The sequence below is a fragment of the Achromobacter sp. E1 genome, from assembly GCF_037039475.1.
Taxonomy (GTDB): domain Bacteria; phylum Pseudomonadota; class Gammaproteobacteria; order Burkholderiales; family Burkholderiaceae_B; genus Achromobacter; species Achromobacter mucicolens.
Genome location: NZ_CP146253.1, coordinates 916,623 through 939,115 on the forward strand (window position 1 = coordinate 916,623; position 22,493 = coordinate 939,115).

Here is a 22,493-nt window from a genome sequence, read left to right on the forward strand (position 1 = left end):
TCAGTCCTGGCGGTCTTTCTTCTGGATGAATTCGATCTTGTAGCCGTCGGGGTCTTCCACGAAGGCGATGACCGTCTTGCCGTGCTTCATCGGGCCGGCCTCGCGGGTGACCTTGCCGCCGCGCTCCTTGACCTTGTCACAGGCTTCGTAGGCGTTGTCGACTTCCAGGGCGATGTGGCCGTAGCCGTTGCCCAGGTCGTACTTGTCGGTGTCCCAGTTGTGGGTCAGTTCGATGACGGCGCCGTCGGCTTCGTCCTGGTAGCCCACGAAGGCCAGCGTGAACTTGCCGTCCGGATAGTCGTTGCGGCGCAGAAGGCGCATGCCCAGCACGTTGGTGTAGAAGTCGATGGATTTGTCGAGGTTGCCGACGCGCAGCATGGTGTGGAGCAGACGCATGGGAGGATTCCTTAAGCGATGAGAGGTTGGGGGAATCGCTGGGGGGTTCCGGCGTGTTCCCGGGAGATTCCGATGTCGCGCAGCGCGCCGCCCATGGCGTCGACCGCCTGCCGCATCTGGCCGGCGCCAAAGGCGCCGATGCAGCCGACCCGGAACGTGGGTTCTTCGGTGTTGGTGAAGTTGCTGATCACATAGCCGCGCTGCTTGAGCGCGTCCACGAAGAGCTGCAGGTGCCAGGTCGGGGCATCCGGCGCGCGGACGTTGGCGACGATGGGGCCTTGCAGCTCGGGCGGCAGGTATGGGGTCAGGCCAAGATCGATCACGCCATCATAGAGCGTGCGCATGTTGGCCGTGTAACGCGCCAGACGGGCCTCGCGGCCTTCCTGGCGGAACAGTTCCAGCGCCACGGCCAGCGCGGCCAGCGCGGGCGCGGCGGGCGTGAATCGCGGGCCCGCGTTGGGCGCCAGGGTGTGCTGGTAGATGTCCGCCAGGTCGAGCGACCAGCTGCCCGCATTGCCGCGGGCGGCATTCAGGCTGTCGCGGCGCGCGACGACGAAGGCGGCGCCCGGCAGGCCTTCCAGGCATTTGTTGGCGGTCAGCACCACGGCGTCGACCGCGGGCAGGGCGCGCAATTCAAGCGGCAACGCGCCGAACGCCGACACGGCGTCGATGATCACGCGGCGTCCCAGCGCGTGGGCGATGCGGGCAAGATGGGGGACGTCGTGGCAGATGCCGCTGCCGGTTTCGCTGTAGACCAGCGCCAGGTGCGTGAGCGTGGGGTCGCGTTCCAGCGCGTCGGCCACCGCCTGCGGATCCACGCGCTCGGCGGCGCCCACCGATAGCGGCACGGCGATGCGGCCTGCCTCGGCGGCCAGTTTTTGCAGCCGGGCCGCGTAAGCGCCGGTGGACGGGGCCAGCATGCGGCCGCCGGGCGGCACGAAGGTGCGGATCGCGGCCTCGACGGCAAAGTGGCCGCAGCCCGGCAAGGCCAGCGCCACGTGCTCGTCCGCGCCGGCCTGCGCAATTGCCAGCACGCCGTCGCACACCTGCCGGTACAGCGTGCGGAAATCGTTGTCCCACGGCGCGTAGTCCTGCGCCATGGCGGCCTTCACCCGCGCGTCGGTGGTGACCGGGCCCGGAATCAGCAGCAACATTTCGATTCTCCTTGGGATCGCAACAGGCGCTGGGTGCCGCGCGCTTCAGAACTGAGGCAGCGAAGCGGGATCGTGACGCCGCAGGATGTTCTTGGCGTCTTCGAAGTCGGGCAGGATCTGGCCGACTTCGCGCCAGAAGTCCTGACTGTGGTTCATCTCGCGCAAATGGGCAAGCTCGTGCGCGATGACGTAATCGATGATGGCCGGGGCGAAGTGGATCAGGCGCCAGTTCAGCATGATGTTGCCGTCGCTGGTGCACGACCCCCAGCGCGTCGCGGCCGACGACAGGCGCCAGCGGCGGATCTTCAGGCCGCTCACCTGCAAAAAGTGCGCCAGCCGCGCCCCGAACCACGCGCCCGCGCGCTGTTGCAGCCACGCTTGGGCCGCATCGCGGATGCGGCCCTGGTCGGCGTGGGACGGCAGCGCCAGCCACAGGGTGTCGCCATCTTGCGGCGCGTCGGCGTCGCCGGACAGATTGGCCTGGCGGCTGTCGCCGCCCACGCCGATGACGATGCGCCGGCCCAGATAGGGGAGCTCTCCGCCCGCCTGCCAGCGCGTGTGCGCCATGGCCAGCTGCTGCTTGCGGGCGTGCCATTCGCGCAGCTTGGTCAGGATCCAGCGCGATTTTTCGCGCACCGCGTCGTCGATCTGCGTCAGCGTCACCCAGTTGGGGGCGGTCACGCGCAGGCCGTCGTCGGTGATGACGAAGCCGATGCTGCGCCGCCGCGAACGCAGCAGCACGAAGCCGATGGTCTGCTGATCGGTGGGCACCTCGCGCCAGCGCGCGCCGGGCGGCAGCGGGTCGGGGCAGGGCGTGGGCACGCGCGAGGACGCATTGGGCGACAGCGTCAGCAGCGGCTCGCCCGCGGGGGCGGGGGCCTTGGCGGCGTCGGGAAACAGGTTGGGAGGCGCGACGGGGCGGGCGGTGCCGGGCCCGGCGGACGGCGCGCGCGGGGCGGCCGGCGCCGCCGGCACGGCGATCAGCGGCGGCGCGCCCGCGGGCGCGTCGTCTTCCTGCGTGTTGAACAGGAGTTCTAGCTGATCAGTGCTGGGCATACCTTTCGGGGTTGAGACGCCGCATTTCCCCTTCGATCCAGTCCTGAACCTTCTGGTTCAGTTCCTCGGGGGTGAGTCCCTTGGATTCTATCGCGGGACCGATCGACAGGGTGATCATGCCGGGATACTTGATGAAGGCGTTGCGGCGCCAGCATTCGCCGGCGTTATGCGCAACCGGGATGACCACGGCGCCGGTGCGCGAGGCCAGCAGCGCGCCACCCATCTTGAAGCGTCCGGTCTTGCCGGGCGCCACGCGCGTGCCTTCGGGAAACAGCAGCGGCCAGCGGCCTTCGTTCAGGCGGGTCTGGCCTTGCTTGACCACCTGCTCGAACGCGTCGCGGCCCTTGGCGCGGTCGATGGCGATCATGCGCAAGAGCGCCAGGCCCCAGCCGAAGAACGGCACCATGTGCAGTTCTTTCTTGTAGACGAAGCACACTTCGCGCGGCATGTAGGCCGGGAAGAACAGGGTTTCCCAGGCCGACTGGTGCTTGGACAGCAGCACCGCGGGGCCGTCGGGCAGGTTTTCCCAGCCCTTGACCTGCCAGCGGATGCCGCAGAACACCTTGGCGCCCCAGATGGCCAGCCGGGGCCAGCCGACCGTCAGCTTGTAGCGCCAATGCAGCGGCAGCGGCGCCCACAGGACACAGGCGAAGGCATACGGAATGACCGTGACGGCCAGGAACACGAAGTACAGGAACGAACGAAGCCAGGCCATCGGGTCACGCGTCCTGCAGCAGGGCGTCGACCAGGGCCGACAGGTCGTCGCAGACGCGCGTGTTGTCGGGCAGGCCGCCCTTGGCCAGCGTCTTGGCGCCATTGCCCGTCAGGACCAGCCACGGCGAGCAGCCCGCGGCCGAGGAGGCCTGCAGGTCGCGCAGCGAATCGCCCACGGCGGGCACGCCGGCCAGGTCGACGTCGTAGCGGTGCCCGATCTGCTCGAACATGCCCGGACGCGGCTTGCGGCAGGAGCAGTCGTCGTCGGGGCCGTGCGGGCACATGAAAATGGCATCGACGCTGCCGCCCACCGCGGCGAGCTCGCGCCGCATCTTCGTGTGGATGGCGGTCAGCGTGTCCATGTCGAACAGGCCGCGCGCCAGACCCGACTGATTGGTGGCAACCACCACCTTCCAGCCGGCCTGCGTGAGGCGCGCGATGGCCTGCAGGCTGCCCGGCAGCGCGATCCATTCGTCGGGCGTCTTGACGAAGGCGTCGCTGTCCTGATTGATGACGCCGTCGCGGTCGAGGATGATGAGCTTCACTGGGCGAGCCTGGAGATGTCAGCGACCTGGTTCATCAGGCCATGCAGCTGGGCCAGGAGGGCCAGCCGGTTGGCGCGCACGGCCGGGTCTTCGGCCATGACCATGACGTCGGCAAAGAACGCGTCCACGGGTTCGCGGGCCTGGGCCAGCGTGGACAGGCTGCCGGTGAAGTCGCCGGCGGCCAGTTGCGCCTCGGCCTTCGGACGCAGGGCGGCCACGGCGGCGGCCAGGGCCTTTTCAGCCGGTTCCACCAGCGCCGCGTCGTTCACCGTGCCGATCTCGCCTTCCGCTTTCTTGAGCAGGTTGCCGATGCGCTTGTTCGCGGCGGCCAGGCTGGCGGCTTCGGGCAATTGCGCGAATGCCGCGGCGGCGCGCACGCGCTCGGCGACCTGATGCAGTGGCGGGGTCAGCGCGATCACGGCTTCGACGGCATTGCGGTCGAAGTCGTTGATGAGCTGGTTGCGGTAGCGCTCGTAGATGAAGGTGCGGACCTCGGCCAGCGTGCCGGACGGGATCTTGCCGTCCGTGAACGTGCTGGCGGCCAGTTGCAGCAGGCCGTCCAGGGTCAGCGGACCGTCCTGGCTGATTTTCAGCCAGCCGCCCGCGGCCAGTTGTTCGAAGGCGCTGATCAGGCCCAGCGCGGCGCGGCGCAGGCCGAAGGGGTCGCGCTCGCCGGTGGGGGCAAGACCGATCGCCCAGATGCCGACCAGCGTTTCGACGCGTTCGGCGATGAACAGCGTGGCGGCGGTCAGGGTGTCCTGGGTAACCGGCGTGTCGTAGCGGTTGCGGTATTGCGTGCGCAGGGCCTCGACGACGCTGGCGGGTTCGCCGTCGCCGGCGGCGTAGTACGCGCCCATGATGCCTTGCAGCTCGGGGAATTCGCCCACCATGTTGGAGCCGAGGTCGGCCTTGGCAAGCATGGCGGCGCGGTCGGCGGCGGACACGTCGCCGCCCAGTTCGCCGGCAATGCCGCGGGCGATCGCGCGCACGCGCTCCACGCGTTCGAGCTGGGTGCCCAGCTTGTTGTGATAGACGATGGAACCCAGTTGCTCGACGCGCGCGGCCAGCGGCGTCTTGCGGTCGGTTTCAAAGAAGAACTGCGCATCGGCCAGGCGCGGACGCACCACGCGCTGGTTGCCCTCGACGATGTTCACCGGGTTGTCCGTGCGCATGTTGCTCACGATCAGGAAACGGTGCGTCAGGCGGCCGGTGGCCGGATCGAACAGCGGGAAGTATTTCTGGTTCAGCCGCATGGTCAGGATCAGGCATTCCTGCGGAACCTGCAGGAACTGTTCCTCGAACTGGCCCACGTAGACGGTGGGATGTTCGACCAGCGCTGTCACTTCGTCCAGCAGCGCGGTCACTTCGGGGTCGTCGCCCAGCGTGGCGGACAGGCGGGTCGCTTCTTCTTGCAGCTGGCGCTGGATCTCGGCGCGGCGCGCTTCGAACGACGCCACGACGTGGCCCTTTTCGGCCAGCGTGGCGACGTAGGCGTCGGCGTCGGCAATGGCGATGGCGCCCTGGCTCATGAAGCGGTGGCCCAGCGTCTCGCGGCCGGCGGACAGGCCCAGTGCCTGCACCGGCACCACGTCGGCGCCAAACAGCGCGATCAGGCCGTGCGCCGGGCGCACGAACTTGACGGTGGTGACGCCGTCGGCCAATTGGTAGCGCATGACCTTGGGGATGGGCAGGCCGTCGATGGCGGCCTCGATGCCTTCCTGCAGGCCGGCGGCCAGTTGCGCACCGGCGGCCGTGCCGCGCGCCACCAGGTAGTCCTGCTTGCCGTCGGAATCGCGGTCCAGCGTGGCGACATCGATGTTTTCAAGGCCCTTGGCGGCCAGCTTCTTTTGCAGCGCCGGTGTGGCCTTGCCGTCTTCGGTCAGGCCGATCTTCACGGGCATCAGCTTTTCGGCGTAGGCCTGGTCGGGCGCCTGCGCCAGCACGGCGGACAGGTGGACGGCCAGGCGGCGCGGCGTCGAATACGGCGTCACGGCGCAGCCTTCGGCCAGCAGGCCTTGGCGGTCCAGCGTGGCGCGCACGCCTTCGGCAAAGGCCTGGCCCAGTTTCTGCAGGGCCTTGGGCGGGAGTTCTTCGGTCAGCAGTTCGACCAGCAGCGGGCGGATGTTCGTCGTCATTTATGCAGCCTCCCCGGCGGCCTTGTCGCGGCCCAGCATGGGAAAGCCCAGTCGTTCGCGGGAATCGTAATAGGCCTGCGCGACGGCGCGCGACAGGTTGCGGATGCGGCCGATGTAGGCGGCGCGCTCGGTCACGCTGATCGCGCCGCGCGCGTCCAGCATGTTGAAGGTGTGCGCGGCTTTCAGCGCGGCCTCGTAGGCCGGCAGCGCCAGCGGCACGTCCATCAGGCGCTTGGCCTCGGCTTCGTAGTCGTTGAAATGCGCAAACAGCATGTCGGCCGACGAGTGCTCGAAGTTGTACGTGGATTGCTCGACTTCGTTCTGGTGGAACACGTCGCGGTACAGCACGCGCTTGCCGTTGGCGCCTTCCGTCCAGACCAGGTCGTAGACGCTTTGAACGTCCTGCAGGTACATGGCCAGGCGTTCCAGGCCGTAGGTGATTTCACCGGTGGTGGGCGTGCAGTCCAGGCCGCCGACCTGCTGGAAATACGTGAACTGGGTCACTTCCATGCCGTTCAGCCAGACTTCCCAGCCCAGGCCCCAGGCGCCGAGCGTGGGGTTTTCCCAGTCGTCCTCGACAAAGCGGATGTCGTGCTGCGTGGGATCGATGCCCAGCGCCTTCAGCGAACCGATGTACAGGTCCAGGATTTCAGGGGGCGTGGGCTTGAGCACGACCTGGTACTGGTAGTAGTGCTGCAGGCGGTTGGGGTTTTCGCCGTAGCGGCCATCCTTGGGGCGGCGCGAGGGCTGGACGTAGGCGGCGCGCCAGGGCTCCGGCCCGATGGCGCGCAGGAACGTGGCCGTGTGCGAGGTGCCGGCGCCGACTTCCATGTCGTAGGGCTGCAGCAGGGCGCAACCCTGTTTGTCCCAGTATTCCTGGAGCGTAAGGATGATTTGCTGAAAGGTGAGCATAGGATTCTTGGAATTCGGCCGCCGGGCAAGGGCTGCCCTGCGCGTGGGAAACCCGGCATTTTAACCGGCGGCGAGCGGCTCGTCCCGAAGAGGCCTAGTAGGTCGGCGGCGTGACCGCGCTGACGATTTCGCTGGGGCCGTCGTGAACGTTGCGAAATCGATGGGGGACCCGGCTGTCGAAGTAGTACGAATCGCCAGCCTGTAGCACCCGGTTCTTGTCACCGACGGTCACTTCCACCGCCCCGGACAGCACCAGACCGGCTTCCTGGGCCGGATGGCTGAAGAGCTCGCCTGAGTCGGCGCCCGGCTGGTAGCGCTCCTGCATCATGAGCATGGCGCGGTTGGAGAAGCGGCTGCCGATCATCCGGTAGGAAATGGCGTTGGGATTGCCGATTTCCGGCAGGTCCTCCGGCGAGTAGAAGGGCGATTCCGCCACCAGCAGCCGGCTGTTCGAGAAAAACCCTACGATGGTCGTGCCCAAGGCGTCCAGCACCGCAGCCAGGGTGTCGAGCGATGGGCTGATCTTGTCGCGCTCGATCAGCGAAATCGAGGCGTGCGAAACGCCGGAGCGCTGGGCGACCTCGCGGATGCCCAGACCGCGGCGGCGGCGTAATTCCCTGATGTCTTCGCCAATTCTCGGCATCGTGTCTCCTCCTGCGAGCCGGGCGGGGGCCGGCGGTCGACGTGGTCTGCAGGATACACGGGGCGGTGGCTCAACCCGCCGCCGCTGGCGGAACCCGCAATTCCACTATTTGGGGACGGTATGCAGGGGCGTCGAGCGGGTAGAGCGGCCTGGCCTTGTCGAACGGCAGGCGTTCGGGATGGTAGCCGGTCAGGCCAGGCGTCTCGGCGCAGGCGCAGTCCCCCCATTCATCGAAGGCCAGTTTGAAGTGATAGCCGGACTTGACCACGATCAGGTCCACGTCGTTGAGATTGATGCCGGCGTCGAGGTAACAGCCAGGATCCTGCGACATGACAGCGTCCTGTGTGATCAGCAGGTCATAGCGCTCATTGCGCAGAACGGCGTACGGGCCCAGGCGCAGCGTGGCCCCGCGCATGAACGCGCCGCGGTTGCGGAAGACGCCGCTGCCCAGGGCTGCGACGTGCCCCGACACCCGCATCGGCGGACAGTCCACGCTGTACAGCCCGCCCGCCCGCAACTGCACGTGGGCGCCGACGCCGCCCCTTTTGCAGGCACTGAGCGCGGCCGGGTCCGTCACGATGGCGGCGATCCGTCCCTGCGTCAACGCAAGCGCCCGCTCCATCACATGCAGGCTGTCGCCGGGGCCGCCGGCAAGCACGCGGTCCCCGAAATCGCCAACGATGAGCCTGCGCCCAACGTCTGCATGACCGCGCAGCAGCGTATCGATGTCTGGCAGGTCGTGCACGAAGGCGGCGCGTTCGTCCCACAGTGCGCGAGCGAGCGTCCCTGCCAGCTTGCGCGCCTCGGCCATATGGTCCGCCGTGCGTGCGTAAACCAGGACGGTCTGCCCCACGCCTTCGCCGTCGATGAAGGGATTGACGTTGAAAAGGGAGACGTCCAGCACACCCTTGTTCGCTTGCACGGCGGCCTGCGCCTTGGCATGCAGTTTGGCCAGGGGGCCATGCGACGTCTCGTCGTTGCCGCGCGTCAGCATGGGCACCAGGACGCTGACGCCCGCGGGCCGCTCACCCGTGTCCAGCATATGCAGCAGCTGTTTCGCCACACGCGCGCCGGTCTCGGCGGCATCCGCGTGCGGATTGGTCTTGTAGGCCGAGGCAAAATCCAGTTGGCGCAGCAGCGCCGGCACGGCGTGGGCATGCAGATCGAAGCCCGCGACGATCGGCATGGCGGGCCCGACGATGGCGCGCAGGCCTTCCAGCAGGTCGGCTTCGGCACTATCCATCCCGACAGTCTGCATGCATCCGTGCAGGCACAGCGCGATGGCGTCGAAGTCGCCGGCGCGCGCGCCGTCCAGAATGCCCTCGCGCAGCAGCGAGTACGCGCCATCGTCGACCCGGCCGCCTGGCCGGGCGCGCGCCGCGAGGGTGGGCACGGCCTCGCATTCCTGCGCCTTCAAGGTGCGCAGGATGCCCCCCAGCACCGAGTCGGCGTCGGCATTGGCGGTCAACATGGTCCGTCCGCGTTCAATCTCGAACGCGGACAGCGGGGTATTCACAGGCGTGAATCCGTGCGTCTCCTGGAACAACTGGGCCACCAGGACGCGGTAGCTGGCAGGCATGTCTCGGTCTCCTGATGCGGGCGGAACACGCCCGGGATCTACTTTAGGCTGATGTTGGCGCGCTTCGCCGTGGCGCGCTGCTTGTCGATCTCGGCTTTGAGCTGTTCGGCGAATTCTGCGGGCGGGTTGCCCACCGGCACGGCCGAGAAGCCTGCCAGCTTTTCCTTCACGTCCGGCATGGCCAGAACCTGGGCGACTGCCTGGTAGATCTGCTCCACCACGGCGGGTGGCGTATTGCGCGGCGCCACCAGACCGAACCATGAAGCGTCGTTCACATCGGGTAGTCCTACCTCGGCAAACGTCGGCACATCGGGGAGCGCATTCAGACGTTGCGGGTAGGCAACCGCCAACGCTTTCAAGTCACCGCTGCGGATGAAGGGCAACGACGACGGCAGGTTGTCGAATACCGCGGCGATCTGGCCCCCCAATGCGTCCTGCAGCGCGGGGCTGGAGCCGCGGTAGGGCACGTGCATCATTTCAGTGCCTGTGCTGAGTTTGAATAACTCGCCCATCATGTTGGCCTCGGACCCGGCGCCCGCCGACCCATAGGTGTAGACGTTCGGCTTGTCCTTGAGCAGCTTCACGAAGGAGGCCATGTCCGAGGCAGGCACCTTCGGGCCGATCGTCAGGACGTTGGGCACCGATGCGAGCTTGGTGATGGGTGCCAGGTCGCGCGTGACGTCATACGAGATGTTGTCGTACACGACCGGCGTGACCGCGTGCGAACTGACCGTGGCAATGCCCAAGGTGTAGCCGTCGGGATCGGCTCGGATGACGTACTCGCTGCCGATGCGGCCTGCCGCACCGTTGCGGTTTTCGACGACCACCGTCTGTTTCAACAGCTTGCCCAGCGGGTCGGCGATGGTTCTGGCCAGCACGTCGGTCGTGCCGCCGGGCGGAAAGGGCACGACCAACTTGATGGGACGCGACGGATAGGACGACTGCGCCTGGGCAGGTACCGCCAGGCTTGCGCCGGCGATCGCCAGCGCACTGAAGATGATGCCAAGCTTCATTGTTTTCCCCTTGTGGACAATTTTTAGAATGGCTGCCGGACTGTTTCAGCCCAGGCGTAGCGCAGCGGCGCGGCGGTGGCCTTCCATGCCTTCGGTGCGGCTCTGCCGCTCGGCCGGCGGTGCGACGGCGGCCACGCCCCGCGCATCCAGCCACTGGTGCGTGCAGATCTTCAGGAACGATCCCACCCACAAGCCGCCGGTGTAACGGCCTGCCCGCATCGTGGGCAGGGTATGGTTGGTGCCGCAGCATTTGTCGGAGTACACAACGCTGGCCAGCGTGCCGATGAAAAGCGATCCGTAGTTGCGTAACCGGCCGGCGGTCGCGTGCGGATCGCGGGTGTGGACCTGCAGGTGCTCGGCGGCGACGTAATCCGAGTACGCCAGCATCTCGTCCTCGGTGTCGCACAACACGATCTCTCCATAATCCGTCCACGCGCGGGCCGCCACGGGGGCGGTGGGCAGATCCTCGAGCTGGCGTTCCACGGCGCGCAGCGTTTCCCGGGCCAGACGCTCACTGGTGGTGATCAGGCCGACGCGCGTGCGCACATCATGCTCGGCTTGTGCCAGCAGATCCGTCGCAATCATGTCCGCGTCGCCGCTGTCGTCCGCGACGACGAAGATCTCGCTGGGCCCCGCGAGTTGGTCAATGCCGACTTCGCCGAACACCTGGCGTTTCGCCTCGTTCACGTAGGCGTTGCCGGGGCCGACGATCTTGTCCACGGCAGGAATGGATTCCGTGCCGCACGCCATGGCGGCGATGGCCTGCGCTCCGCCGACCAGGAAGATGCGGTCGGCGCCGGACAGGTGGCAGCCCGCGATCATCGCAGGATGGGCGCCAGGCGGCAGGCAGGCAATGACCTCATCGCATCCGGCGACCTTGGCGGGCACGATGGTCATCACGGGGGCCGACAGAATCGGATAGCGGCCGCCGGGCACGTACGCGCCGATGCGTTGCACCGGGATGACCCGGTGGCCCAGGTGCAGGCCGGGTAGCGTCTCGATTTCCAAGGGCAGCACCGTTGCCAGTTGCGCTTCGGCAAAGGCGCGGACGCGATCGATGGCAAATTCCGTGTCCTTGCGGGTCTGCTCGTCCAGGTCGGCAACCGCCTGCAGGCGCGCCTCGATGGATACTTCCAGCGCCGGCGTCTCCATGCCGTCAAATTTCTGCGAATACTCGCGCACCGCCGCGTCGCCGCGGGCCCGGACTTGCGCGATGATCTCGCGCACGGTGTCCTCGATGGCGCTGGCGCCGTCCTCGGCGCGGGCGGCGGGTGCTTTGATGTAGTTTCGATCGGTTGTTGCGGGCATGAAGGGCTCTTTGTGGCTTAAGTGTTGCGGGTGAAGGCCACTATAAAAGCCGCTCCGGCGCTTGTTTCATGCCCGGACGCGTGTGTTCACTATATTGAACGGGACGGGCTGTCCCGGACGCAGATATCGGCTTCCCGGCGCATCGGGCAATGCGACGCGACGCAGACTTGGCGCGCGTTGCGGTCTGGGGACGGAACGCGCACTGCTGGTGAATATTGTGATCGGCCGGTTGCGCCAGCACCCGCCGGCCAATGGTCGTATGATTCCAGGTTGAGTCTTGAGTCTTATATAAAACCCGGAACCCGATTCCGAGAATTCGCGAAAAAGGAGCAGTCCCATGTCCGACCTGATCACGGTGGAAGTCACTGACGGCATCCAGATCATCACGATCAACCGTCCCGAGGCCAAGAACGCCATCAACCTGGAAACCGCCGTGGCCATGGCCGCCGCGCTGGACCAGCTGGACAGCCGTGACGACGTTCGCATCGGCATCCTGACGGGTGGCGGCGGCACGTTTTCGTCGGGCATGGACCTGAAGGCGTTTGCCGCGTCGGGCCAGCGCCCCTACGTGGAAGGCCGCGGGTTCGCCGGCCTGAACGAGCGTCCGCCCAAGAAGCCGCTGATCGCCGCAGTCGAGGGTTATGCCCTGGCTGGCGGTTGCGAAATGGCGCTGGCTTCCGACCTGATCGTGGCCGCCAGCAACGCCAAGTTCGGGCTGCCCGAGGTCAAGCGCGGTCTGGTGGCCGGCGCCGGCGGCCTGTTGCGCCTGCCGCGCCGCCTGCCGTACCACATCGCCATGGAAGTGATCCTGACCGGCGAGATGCTGACCGCCGAGCGCGCGCACGCCTTTGGCCTGGTCAACCGCCTGACCGAGCCGGGCGGCGCCCTGGCCGGCGCGCTGGAACTGGCCCGCGCCATCGTCGAGAACGGCCCGCTGGCCGTGCAGACCGCCAAGAGCATCGTGGCGCAGGGCGGCGACTGGGACCAGGCAGACATGTTCGACCGCCAGCGTCCGCTGATCGCGCACATCTTTACGTCGGCCGACGCCAAGGAAGGCGCCACCGCCTTTGCCGAGAAGCGCAAGCCCGTGTGGCAAGGCAAATAGGAAGTGATGTCGCGCCAGCACGCCGTGTTGACGGGGCCTGTCCCCGTCAAGCCCATTTGCCTTCAGGCGGGCGCACGGCAAAAATAACGCTTTACCTCGCGCGGCGGGCAGCAACGTCCGCCGCGTTTTCACGTTTTCCATCCAGACCTGCAAACCGCCATGTCCGTCATCATTAAAGAAGAAGACTTGATCCAGTCGATAGCCGATGGCATCCAGTTCATCAGCTATTACCATCCCGTCGATTACATCCGCCACCTGGCGCGCGCCTACGAGCGCGAGGAAAGCCCGGCCGCGCGCGATGCGATGGCGCAGATCCTGACCAACTCGCGCATGTGCGCCGAAGGCAAGCGTCCGCTGTGCCAGGACACCGGCATCGTCAACGTGTTCCTGAAGATCGGCATGAGCGTGCGCTTTGACACCAAGCGCACCCTGCAGGAACTTTGTGACGAAGGCGTGCGCCGCGGCTACCTGAACCCGGACAATCCCCTGCGCGCTTCCGTGCTGGACGATCCGCTGTTCGCGCGCAAGAACACGCGCGACAACACGCCCTGTATCCTGCACGTCGAGCTTGTCCAGGGCGACAAGGTCGACGTGCAGATCGCCTCGAAGGGTGGCGGTTCCGAGAACAAGACCAAGTTCGCGATGCTCAATCCCAGCGATTCGCTGGTGGATTGGGTGCTCAAGACCGTTCCGTCGATGGGCGCCGGCTGGTGCCCGCCCGGCATGCTGGGCATCGGCGTTGGCGGCACCGCTGAAAAGGCGATGCTGATGGCCAAGCAGTCGCTGATGGAAGACATCGACATGTACGAGCTGCTGGCCCGCGGCCCGCAGAACAAGCTGGAAGAGCTGCGCATCGAGCTCTACGAAAAGGTCAACGCGCTGGGCATTGGCGCGCAGGGCCTGGGCGGCCTGACGACCGTGCTGGACGTCAAGATCAACACCTTCCCGACGCACGCGGCCTCCAAGCCCGTCGCCATGATCCCGAACTGCGCGGCCACGCGCCACGCGCACTTCGAACTGGACGGTTCGGGCCCCGCGCGCCTGGATCCGCCGTCGCTGTCCGAATGGCCCGAAGTGCACTGGGCGCCGGACTACAACAAGTCCAAGCAGGTCGACCTGAACACGCTGACCAAGGAAGAAGTCGCCAGCTGGAAGCCGGGCCAGACGCTGCTGCTGTCGGGCAAGATGCTGACCGGCCGCGATGCCGCGCACAAGCGCATCCAGGACATGCTGGCCAAGGGCGAACCGCTGCCCGTGGACTTCACCAACCGCGTCATCTACTACGTGGGCCCGGTGGATCCGGTGGGCGACGAAGTGGTCGGCCCCGCCGGCCCCACCACCGCCACGCGCATGGACAAGTTCACGGACATGATGCTGGAGAAGACCGGCCTGATCTCGATGATCGGCAAGTCCGAGCGCGGCCCGGTCGCGATCGAAGCCATCAAGAAGCACGGCTCGGCCTACCTGATGGCCGTTGGCGGCGCGGCTTACCTGGTGTCCAAGGCGATCCGCGGCGCCAAGGTGCTGGGTTTTGCCGACCTGGGCATGGAAGCCATCTATGAGTTCGACGTGAAGGACATGCCGGTGACCGTGGCGGTGGACGCCCAGGGCACCTCGGTCCACACGACCGGCCCCAAGGAGTGGCAGGCCAAGATCGGCAAGATCCCGGTTGCCGTTGCCTAAGTGAAGATGAATTGGCCGCTGGAAACAGCGGCCAATTTTTTATGGGGTCCGGGCCAATCTTGGATCAGTCGATTTGCCGATTCTTGGACCTGTTTCACCGATACGCCGGCGTGTAAGGTGGCGGGGTTCACTTTCGATGGCAAAGGACTGAAATGACCCGCATGAACTGGCAAGAGATTGCACCGGAAGGCGCGAAGGCGCTCTTTGGCGTTCACCACTACGTCACGACACGCACGAACCTGCCGCAAGAGCTCGTTCATCTCGTTTTTCTGCGCGTGTCGCAGATCAATGGCTGCGCGCACTGCATCGACATGCACAGCCGTGACCTGCGCAAAACCATGTCGGTCGACAAGATCACGCTATTGCCCGTATGGGACGAGGTGCCGCATCTGTTCTCCGACCAGGAACGTGCGGCGCTTGCCTGGGCGGAAGAGGTGACGCGGGTGAGCGAAACCCACGCCTCGGATGAAGCGTACGCCGCCGCCTCGGCCGCGTTCGAGCCCAAGGACCTGGTAGACCTCACGATCACGATTGCCGCAATGAATGCGTTCAATCGGCTGGGCGCGCCGTTTCGGCTGCCCGTCGCCGCCAAGGCGTGATGCGATTCCAACGCGCCGTCACGCCTGCGTTTTCCCCTTGAACGCCGCAATCGCCTGCGCCGACTTGCCCAGCACGTCGCGCAGCACTTCCTCGGTGTGTTCGCCCAGCATCGGCGGCGCGCGCCGGTAGACGACCGGCGAATCCGAAAACCGCAGCGGGCTGGCCGTCACGGGCGCCGTGCCGCCGGCCGGATGCGGCATGTCGCGCCGCAGTTGCCGCGCCTGCGCCTGCGGATGGGCGAAGGCCTGCGCAATGTCGTTGATCGGCCCGCAGGGCACACCCACCGCTTCCAGCTTGGCGATCCAGTCGTCGCGCCGGCCTTCTCGCATGATGTCCGTCAGGATCCCGATCAGTTCCACGCGGTTCGTGACGCGCAGCCGGTTGGTGGCAAAGCGCGGATCGTCGCCCAGTTCGGGCACGCCGATGGCGCGGCAGTAGGCGCGGTACTGCGATTCGTTGCCCGTGGCCACGATCAGGTGGCCGTCGCTGGCGGCAAACACCTGGTAGGGCACCACGTTCTGATGCGCGTTGCCGGCGCGCGTGGGCGCCACGCCCGAGTTGAAGTAGTTGGAGTTCTGGTTGGCCAGCAGGGCCACGTGGCTGTCCAGCAGCGCGATGTCCAGGTGCTGGCCCTGGCCGCTGCGATGGCGCTCTTGCAGGGCCGCCAGCACCGCCACGGTGGCGTACATGCCGGTGACGATGTCGGTGACGGCCACGCCCGCCTTCTGCGGTCCGCCGCCGGGCAGGTCGTCGCGCTCGCCCGTGATGCTCATCAGCCCGCCCATGCCCTGGATCATGAAGTCGTAGCCGGGGCGCTGCGCAAACGGTCCATCCTGCCCAAAGCCGGTAACCGAGCAATAGATGAGGCGCGGGTTGACCTGCTTCAGGCTTTCGTAGTCCAGCCCGTACTTGGCCAGACCGCCCACCTTGAAGTTCTCGACCAGGATGTCGCTGACAGCGGCCAGTTCCCGGATCAGCGCCGCGCCCTCGGGCGTGGCCATGTCGGCTTCGACCGAGCGCTTGTTGCGGTTGGCGCTGAGGTAATAGGCCGATTCGTTGGTGTCCTGGCCGTTGCCGTCCTTCAGGTAGGGCGGGCCCCACGCGCGGGTGTCGTCACCCACGCGGGGGCGTTCGATCTTGATGACGTCGGCGCCCAGGTCGGCCAGGTTCTGCGTGCACCACGGGCCGGCCAGGATGCGCGACAGGTCCAGCACGCGGATGCCGTCAAGCGGAGGCGGGCGCGTCATGATTGCACCGTCGCGGTGCCGTGGCTCATGACCACGATGCCGCGCTCTTTGGCGCGGGCGATGAAGCGGATCTGGCCGTCCGGCATGCGCCACATGTCGCATTGCAGCGTCTCGCCCGGATAGACGGGCGCCGAAAAACGCGTGTTCAGGCTGGTGAGCCGCGCCGCGTCGTAGCCGCAGTACGTCTTGACGAGGGCGTGCGCGGCCACGCCATACGAGCACAGGCCATGCAGGATGGGCCGGGGATAACCTGCCTGACGCGCCACGTCGGGATCGGCGTGCAGCGGATTGCGGTCCGCGTTCAGCCGGTACAGCAGCGCCGCGCTGGGCGGAATGCGCAGCTCGCAGCGCGAATCTGGGTCGCCATCGGGCGCCGCGGGCAGGGCCTGCGGGCTGGCGTCGCCCTCGCCAAAGCCGCCGTCGCCGCGGCAGAACGTGCTGGATTGCAGGGTTGCCAGGCACTGGCCGTCTTCGTCGTGCAGCGTGCGTTCGCTGACAATGATGGCGCCCTTGTCCGCGCCCTTGTCGATGACGTGCGTGTTGCGCGTCCTGCCCGTGACGACGCCCGCCACCGGCAGCGGCGCATGCAGCGTCAGCCGTTGCTCGCCATGCACGACCTTCACCCAGTCCACCGTCGAGCGCGGGTCGCTGACCCAGAACCCCGGGTAGCCCAGGATCACGCTCATCGTCGGAAACGTGCGCAGGTCCTTCTCGTACACATAACGAAGCTGGCCGGTGTCTTCGGGGTCCTGCCCCAGGCCGATGCCCAGCGCATACAGCATCGTGTCCTTCTGGTCGTAGCGCTGGCGCACGTCGTCAAAGCGCCAGTCCTTCACGGTTGCATAGTCCAACGGCATGTGGCGGCCTCAGATGGGATCCCAATCGATCACGTCGGGCGAACGCTCCAACGCGTAGAAATGCTTGCGCATGGCGGGCGCCGCGATTTCGGCAATACGCTCCGGTGTCCAGCCTTCGCCGTGATGCACCGTGCGCAAGGGCCGCGGCTGGCTCATCAGCATGATTTCGTTGGCGCGCACGGCAAAGATCTGCGCCGTGATCTCGCTGGCCGCGTCGCTGGCCAGGAACACCGCCATGGGCGCCACCTTGCCGGCTTCCATCTTCTTCAGCTTTTCGACGCGCGCCTTCTCTTCGTCCGTTTCCGCGGGGATCGAACTGGTCATGCGGCTCCAGGCAAACGGCGCGATGCAGTTCGAGCGCACGTTGTAGCGCGCCATGTCCAGCGCAATCGACTTGGACAACGCCACGATGCCCAGCTTGGCCGCCGCGTAGTTGGCCTGGCCGAAATTGCCGATCAATCCAGACGTGGAGGTCATGTGCACGAAGGCGCCGGATTCCTGTTCGCGAAAATAAGGCGCTGCCGCGCGGCTCATGTAGAACGAGCCGTTCAGGTGTACATCGATCACCTGGCGCCATTCTTCTTCGCTCATCTTGTGGAAAACCCGGTCGCGCAGATTGCCCGCGTTGTTGATCACGGCATCGACACGGCCGAATGCATCGATGGCCGTCTGCACGATGCGGCTTGCGCTCTCGTACGCCGCCACGCTGTCGGTGTTGGCCACGGCCGCGCCGCCCGCGTCCACGATTTCCTTGACGACCGCCTGCGCGGGACCGTCCGCCCCGCCTTCGCCCGTGAGCGAAACGCCGATGTCGTTGACCACGACCTTCGCGCCCGCCTCGGCCATCGCCAGTGCAACGCCGCGGCCGATTCCTCCGCCCGCGCCCGTCACGATCACCACCTTTCCGGATACCAAGCCGCTCATTGCCTCTGACTCCTGTGCTGCGGCGCGCACGCCGTCTGTGGAAAACAGTTCCGCATCAACCCGTCTGGTTGATGGGCATGGCCTCATGGTAGATTCGACCCGGCATTCGAAGAATTCAAAATTAGAAATGCCCCCCTTCTGCGTGGTGGAACATGAGACATGATCTGACGGACCTGCGTTTGTTTCTGAACGTGGGCGAAACACTCAATCTGACCCGTGCTGCGGAACGCACTTTCCTGTCCTTGCCGGCGGCAAGCGCGCGGGTCAAGCACATGGAAGAGGCATTCAAGGCCCGGCTGCTGGTGCGTATGGCCACGGGCGTGGCGCTGACGCCGGCAGGCGAAGTGCTGCTCAAGCACGCCAACGCCGTCTTTCGCCAGCTTGAATGCCTGAATGCGGATCTGCAGCCCTACGCCAGCGGCCTGAAGGGACGCCTGCGCCTCTTGGCCAACACCACCGCCACCAACTCCTTCCTGGCCGATGCGCTGTCCACGTTCCTGTCCGAGAACCCCGACGTCGACGTCGAGCTAGAGGAAAAGATCTCCGGCGACATCGTCATCGCCATCCGCGCCGGCGCGGCGGACCTGGGCCTCGTGGCGGGCAACATCGACGTCGAAGGCCTGGACGTCACGCCGCTCTTTCGCGACGAGCTCACCGTGGTCACGTCGCTGGACCACCCGCTTGCCGCGCAGAAGACCGCGCACTTCGCCGACCTGGTCGATGCCTACCAGTTCGTCGGCATCCACCCGGACAGCGCCATCCAGACGTTTCTTGAAGACATCGCAAGCGGCCTGGGCAAGCGCATTTGCCAGCGTGTGCACGTGGGCAGTTTCGAAGCCGTGTGCCGCATGGTCGAGGCCGGCGCGGGCATCGCCGTCGTCCCGCGCGCCTGCGCGGCGCGCTACAGCCGCCCCGACGGGCTGCATGTGCTCAAGCTGGATGACGCCTGGGCGATGCGCGATCGCCTCTTGTGCCGCCAACGCGGCCGCGACCTGCCCAGCTTCGCCGAGTGCTTCATCGGCCACGTGCAGCGGGCCGCACGCGGCCAATAACGCAACCGGCGCATACAGTACACGCTGCGCGCCCAGGGCGCGGACAATGGCGCGGCGCCGGCCGGCCCTGTTCAGATCGGGGTTTGCCCTGACCCATATGCCGTAGCCCATGCGCCGTAGCGCCGCGCCACGGGGGGCGCACGCGCACATCCGCTGCCTGCTTCAGCCCGCGCGAAAGAGGGGCTTTTGCAAATACGTAGCGGCGTATCCCGGCATTCGGCAAATAATAAAAAAACGCGGCGGGTGGCAGTGCTGAAGGCCTGACCGCGACCAGAACAAGACTCAGGAGACTGCCGTGATCCATCAAGACCGCCGCCGCGTCCTCGCGGGGCTGGGCGCTGCATGCGCCGCCGCCATGCTTCCTTCCTGGGCCCGCGCCGCCACCTGGCCGGGCCACGCCGTCACCTTCATCGTGCCCTTTCCCGCAGGGGGACCGGTGGACACCACCGCACGATTCACGACGCAGCCGCTCGGCCAACTATGGTCCGTGCCCACCGTGGTCGACAACAAGTCCGGCGCCGGCGGCATCGTCGGCGCGCAATTTGCCGCCAAGGCCGAGCCCGACGGCTACAACTTCTTTTTCGCGTCCATCCACCACGCCGTGCTGCCCAGCCTGCGCAACAACCTCAGCTACGACATCACCACCGACTTCGTGCCGGTCGGCATGGCCGCCGTATTCCCCATCGTTCTCGTCGTCAACGCGTCGCTGCCGGTAAACACCGTCGGCGAACTCATCGCCTACGCCAAGCAGAATCCCGGCAAGCTGTCCTTCAGCTCGTCCGGCACCGGCGGCGGCACGCACCTGGCCGGTGAACTCTTCAACGCCATGGCCGGCGTGCGCATCCAGCACGTCCCATACCGCGGCAGCGCGCCCGCCATGCAGGATCTGCTCGGCGGCCAAGTCCAGGTCATGTTCGCAGACGGGCCCTCCGCCGTGCCCCACCTGAAGGGCGGCAAGATCCGCGCGCTAGGTGTCGGCAACCCCACGCGATCCAGCATGGTGCCCGACATCCCCACCATCGCCGAATCCGGCCTGCCGGGCTATGAGGCCTACTCCTGGAGCGGCGTCATGGCGCCCAAAGGCACGCCACCCGACATCGTCAAGCGCATCAATGCGGACATGGTGAAAGTGCTGTCCGACGACAGCACGGCAAAGGCGATGATCGCGGCCGGCGCCGAGCCCAAGCCCGGATCGCCGGAAGCATTCGGCAAATTCGTGCGCGACGAAATCGCAAAGTGGCGCGACCTCATCAAGACCGCGAACATCAAACTGGAATGACCCGTGCGCGGCGTGTGAGCACATCGCGGCTCACCCGCGCATCCCAAGAAAGGCCGATCAGCGCACCGCGAACCAGTCGCCGTGGAGGTTGCCATTCATGCCGCAGAACGGCGGCCCGAAACCGTCATCCTTGCCCCCCGGCGGCGGCGCCACCCGTGCTACTAGCATCGCCCCGCGGCGCTTGAGCGTCAACGTCCAGGGCGGCCCATCCTGATAGGTCACCGTCAGCGTGTCGCCCGACACCACCGCCTTGCCGCTCAGATCGCACACCCAGCGCCCGTCATAGGGCCGCGCGGAATTGGCCGCCACCAGCAGCTCGCCGTGGGCATTCTGCGTGATCTCGATTTCGCCTTCGATGTTCTTCCACTTGCCCACAAAGCCCGCCGCCGGCTTGGGATTGATCGCCTTCAGGAATGCCAGCCGGTAACGCATGGTGTCGGTAAGCGCCTCGAACGGTGTGCTTTGCACGTACGGCTCCGCATAGGCCGCGTCGCGCACGCTCAGAAAGTACTTCTGATCGGCCATCAACGCCTTGGCCGACTCTGGATCCATTTGATCGCGCACAGCCTTGTATTGCTGCGCAATCGCAGCATCCTGATCCCCAAGCCTGGAATTGCCGCAAAGGGATTTCTCAACCGGCGTGGAAGCCTTCGCGCAATTGAACGATGGTGCGGCCACCGCGCTGCCGGCCATCGACAGCGCAGCGGAAAGGACCAGAAGACGGATCATGGTGTGAAGCTCTCCAGAGGATGTACAAGTCGGACCGCCGACCGGCGCCGCATGACCGCGCAGTTTACCGGTGTCATCTGGGAGTAGGTGCGAAGTAGGTGTCAGACACCCTGCGAAGACTGCCGTCGGGCATACGTTGTGCCCCGAGGGTGTCAGACACCCGAGCGATGCCGACGAAGTGCCTCAAGGGTGTCAGACACCGGGCAGATATCCGAGCAGATACCCGATCTCGAACCGGCCCCGCAAGCGCGAAGCGTCATCCCCGACGCAAGACACCGCGTAAGCGCCCGGAGGCCGCCCGCGCGGCCAACCGGGCGCGGGCCCCGCAAGAAGCTCCAAACCCGCGCAAACGCAGGCAAGAATCTAAAGAACCCCACCCACCCCAGCGACCGCCAAGTTCAAACCACCCGAGCCCGGCGTGGCGTCGGCCTGGGGCGCGCGGGGCGTGTAGATGCGCCCGAGGGAAACCGAAGGGAGCCGAAGGCGGACGAGGTTGACAACGGGGCAGTCCGGAGCGAAGGCTCCGGACCGCAATCGTAGCCCCGCGCGCCCCAGGCCGACGCCGCGCCGGGCGTCAAAAGAACTCAACCCTTTCCGGGCACAGCAGCAATAGCCCCGAGATACTCCCCCTCCAGCTGCGCCACCAACTCCGCCACAGCCAACACCTCCTGCACAGCCCCCACGCCCTGCCCAGCACTCCAGACATCCTTCCAAGCCTTCGGCCGCGAGCTCTTGTCCATGTTCGCGGGCGGGGCCACGCCATTGCTGGCCAGCACAACAGGATCCAACCCCGCCGCCAAAATGCTCTCAGCCAAGTAATTAGCCGGCACCCCCGAGAAGTACGGCGTGTAGGTCACATCAGCCGCCTGCGCCGCCATCACCATTTCCCGGTAAGCATCTCCCGCCAACGACTCCTGCGTCGCAATGAACCGCGTCCCCATGTACGCAAAATCGCACCCCAGCACCTGCGCAGCCAGAATGTCCTTTCCGTGACTGATGCACCCCGACAGCGCCAATGGCCCGTCGTAAAACGCCCGGATCTCGTTCACCAGCGCGATCGGATTGATCTGCCCCGCATGTCCGCCCGCGCCCGCGGCAACCAGGATCAGCCCATCGGCCCCTGCATCCAGCGCCCGCTTCGCATGCCGCACATTCGTCACGTCGTGAAAGACGATGCCGCCATAGGCATGCGCCACCTTCACCACCGCCTCCGGCGCGTGCAGCGACGTGATCAGCAGCGGCACCCGGCGTTCCGCGCAGATCGCAAGGTCTCCCTGCCAGCGCGGATTGCTGGGATGCACGATCAGATTCACCCCGTACGGCGCCACCTTCTCGGACGGCGCAGCACGCCGCCGCGCAGCCAGCCCGTCCTCGATCCGCGTGATCCACGCGTGCAACTGCTCTTGCGGCCGCGCGTTCAGCGACGGGAACGTCCCGATGATTCCCGCCGCGCACTGCGCGACCACCAGTTGCGGCCCCGAGACCAGAAACATCGGGGCGCCGATCACAGGCAGGCGGATCTGGTCGCGCAGGGCGGACGGGGGATTCATCGTGTTGCTCCG

General features: G+C 66.6%; 21 protein-coding genes. 5 read left to right on the forward strand and 16 right to left on the reverse strand.

The annotated features are described in order from the left end of the window. The 11 genes from gloA to hisD all read right to left on the reverse strand — a co-directional run bounded on the left by gloA (position 1) and on the right by hisD (position 11,455). Positions 1-396 carry a lactoylglutathione lyase gene (gene gloA, locus V6V88_RS04190; RefSeq protein WP_056320907.1) on the reverse strand — a complete coding sequence of 132 codons (396 nt, stop codon included), beginning with the start codon at positions 394-396 and terminating at the stop codon, positions 1-3. Positions 397-407: 11 nt separating this feature from the next. Beyond that, the gene (locus V6V88_RS04195; protein ID WP_338618009.1) at positions 408-1,550 is read right to left on the reverse strand and encodes a 2-aminoethylphosphonate--pyruvate transaminase; all 1,143 of its coding nucleotides are present in this window, start codon (positions 1,548-1,550) and stop codon (positions 408-410) included. Positions 1,551-1,595: 45 nt separating this feature from the next. Beyond that, positions 1,596-2,606 (reverse strand): SprT family zinc-dependent metalloprotease, encoded by a 1,011-nt coding sequence (locus V6V88_RS04200; protein WP_338618011.1) that lies wholly within the window; start codon positions 2,604-2,606, stop codon positions 1,596-1,598. Then, positions 2,593-3,321, reverse strand: coding sequence for a lysophospholipid acyltransferase family protein (locus V6V88_RS04205; RefSeq protein ID WP_062840273.1), 729 nt, complete (start codon positions 3,319-3,321; stop codon positions 2,593-2,595). Before V6V88_RS04205 ends, V6V88_RS04200 begins: the two co-directional genes overlap by 14 nt. Before the next feature lie 4 nt (positions 3,322-3,325). Then, entirely contained in the window at positions 3,326-3,865 is a 540-nt protein-coding gene (gmhB, locus tag V6V88_RS04210; RefSeq protein WP_338618015.1) for a D-glycero-beta-D-manno-heptose 1,7-bisphosphate 7-phosphatase, read from the reverse strand. Then, a complete protein-coding gene (gene glyS / locus V6V88_RS04215; RefSeq protein WP_338618017.1) occupies positions 3,862-6,000 on the reverse strand; it encodes a glycine--tRNA ligase subunit beta in 2,139 nt (712 codons plus the stop codon). The genes gmhB and glyS overlap by 4 nt, the downstream gene beginning before the upstream one ends. Further along, the gene (gene glyQ, locus V6V88_RS04220) at positions 6,001-6,912 is read right to left on the reverse strand and encodes a glycine--tRNA ligase subunit alpha (RefSeq protein WP_338618021.1); all 912 of its coding nucleotides are present in this window, start codon (positions 6,910-6,912) and stop codon (positions 6,001-6,003) included. A 94-nt stretch (positions 6,913-7,006) separates the two neighbouring features. Then, complete coding sequence (locus V6V88_RS04225) at positions 7,007-7,555, reverse strand: cupin domain-containing protein (RefSeq protein ID WP_056320920.1); 549 nt, start codon at positions 7,553-7,555, stop codon at positions 7,007-7,009. A 70-nt stretch (positions 7,556-7,625) separates the two neighbouring features. Next, positions 7,626-9,134: a M81 family metallopeptidase gene (locus tag V6V88_RS04230; RefSeq protein WP_338618026.1), complete on the reverse strand. Its 1,509-nt coding sequence runs from the start codon at positions 9,132-9,134 to the stop codon at positions 7,626-7,628. 38 nt (positions 9,135-9,172) lie between these two features. Further along, positions 9,173-10,147: a tripartite tricarboxylate transporter substrate binding protein gene (locus tag V6V88_RS04235; protein WP_056320925.1), complete on the reverse strand. Its 975-nt coding sequence runs from the start codon at positions 10,145-10,147 to the stop codon at positions 9,173-9,175. A gap of 45 nt (positions 10,148-10,192) precedes the next feature. Next, positions 10,193-11,455, reverse strand: a complete 1,263-nt coding sequence (hisD, locus tag V6V88_RS04240; protein ID WP_338618031.1) for a histidinol dehydrogenase — start codon at positions 11,453-11,455, stop codon at positions 10,193-10,195. 337 nt (positions 11,456-11,792) lie between these two features. Between hisD and V6V88_RS04245 the strand changes: the two genes are divergently transcribed. The 3 genes from V6V88_RS04245 (at position 11,793) to V6V88_RS04255 (ending at position 14,842) form a co-directional block, all read left to right on the forward strand. Next, positions 11,793-12,560: a crotonase/enoyl-CoA hydratase family protein gene (locus V6V88_RS04245; protein ID WP_056320931.1), complete on the forward strand. Its 768-nt coding sequence runs from the start codon at positions 11,793-11,795 to the stop codon at positions 12,558-12,560. 159 nt (positions 12,561-12,719) lie between these two features. Continuing rightward, positions 12,720-14,243 carry a fumarate hydratase gene (locus V6V88_RS04250; RefSeq protein WP_056320934.1) on the forward strand — a complete coding sequence of 508 codons (1,524 nt, stop codon included), beginning with the start codon at positions 12,720-12,722 and terminating at the stop codon, positions 14,241-14,243. A 152-nt stretch (positions 14,244-14,395) separates the two neighbouring features. Next, positions 14,396-14,842 (forward strand): carboxymuconolactone decarboxylase family protein, encoded by a 447-nt coding sequence (locus V6V88_RS04255; RefSeq protein WP_056320937.1) that lies wholly within the window; start codon positions 14,396-14,398, stop codon positions 14,840-14,842. Between the two features lie 18 nt (positions 14,843-14,860). Here V6V88_RS04255 and V6V88_RS04260 read toward each other — a convergent pair whose 3' ends face one another. The 3 genes from V6V88_RS04260 to V6V88_RS04270 are packed head-to-tail and all read right to left on the reverse strand — an operon-like array spanning position 14,861 to position 17,871. Further along, on the reverse strand, positions 14,861-16,090 hold the full coding sequence (locus V6V88_RS04260; protein WP_312541733.1) for a CaiB/BaiF CoA-transferase family protein: 1,230 nt from the start codon (positions 16,088-16,090) through the stop codon (positions 14,861-14,863). Further along, positions 16,087-16,947: a MaoC/PaaZ C-terminal domain-containing protein gene (locus V6V88_RS04265; protein WP_056320941.1), complete on the reverse strand. Its 861-nt coding sequence runs from the start codon at positions 16,945-16,947 to the stop codon at positions 16,087-16,089. Before V6V88_RS04265 ends, V6V88_RS04260 begins: the two co-directional genes overlap by 4 nt. 9 nt (positions 16,948-16,956) lie before the next feature. Continuing rightward, entirely contained in the window at positions 16,957-17,871 is a 915-nt protein-coding gene (locus V6V88_RS04270; RefSeq protein WP_338618040.1) for an SDR family NAD(P)-dependent oxidoreductase, read from the reverse strand. Between the two features lie 152 nt (positions 17,872-18,023). Between V6V88_RS04270 and V6V88_RS04275 the strand changes: the two genes are divergently transcribed. Further along, positions 18,024-18,923, forward strand: a complete 900-nt coding sequence (locus V6V88_RS04275; RefSeq protein WP_056320945.1) for a LysR substrate-binding domain-containing protein — start codon at positions 18,024-18,026, stop codon at positions 18,921-18,923. Between the two features lie 295 nt (positions 18,924-19,218). Beyond that, a complete protein-coding gene (locus V6V88_RS04280; protein WP_056320948.1) occupies positions 19,219-20,202 on the forward strand; it encodes a tripartite tricarboxylate transporter substrate binding protein in 984 nt (327 codons plus the stop codon). 57 nt (positions 20,203-20,259) lie between these two features. Here the strand turns inward: V6V88_RS04280 and V6V88_RS04285 are convergent, their stop codons facing one another. Beyond that, entirely contained in the window at positions 20,260-20,895 is a 636-nt protein-coding gene (locus tag V6V88_RS04285) for a lysozyme inhibitor LprI family protein (RefSeq protein WP_338618044.1), read from the reverse strand. 620 nt (positions 20,896-21,515) lie between these two features. Further along, positions 21,516-22,481: a nitronate monooxygenase family protein gene (locus V6V88_RS04290; protein ID WP_338618047.1), complete on the reverse strand. Its 966-nt coding sequence runs from the start codon at positions 22,479-22,481 to the stop codon at positions 21,516-21,518. Positions 22,482-22,493 lie beyond the last annotated feature (12 nt).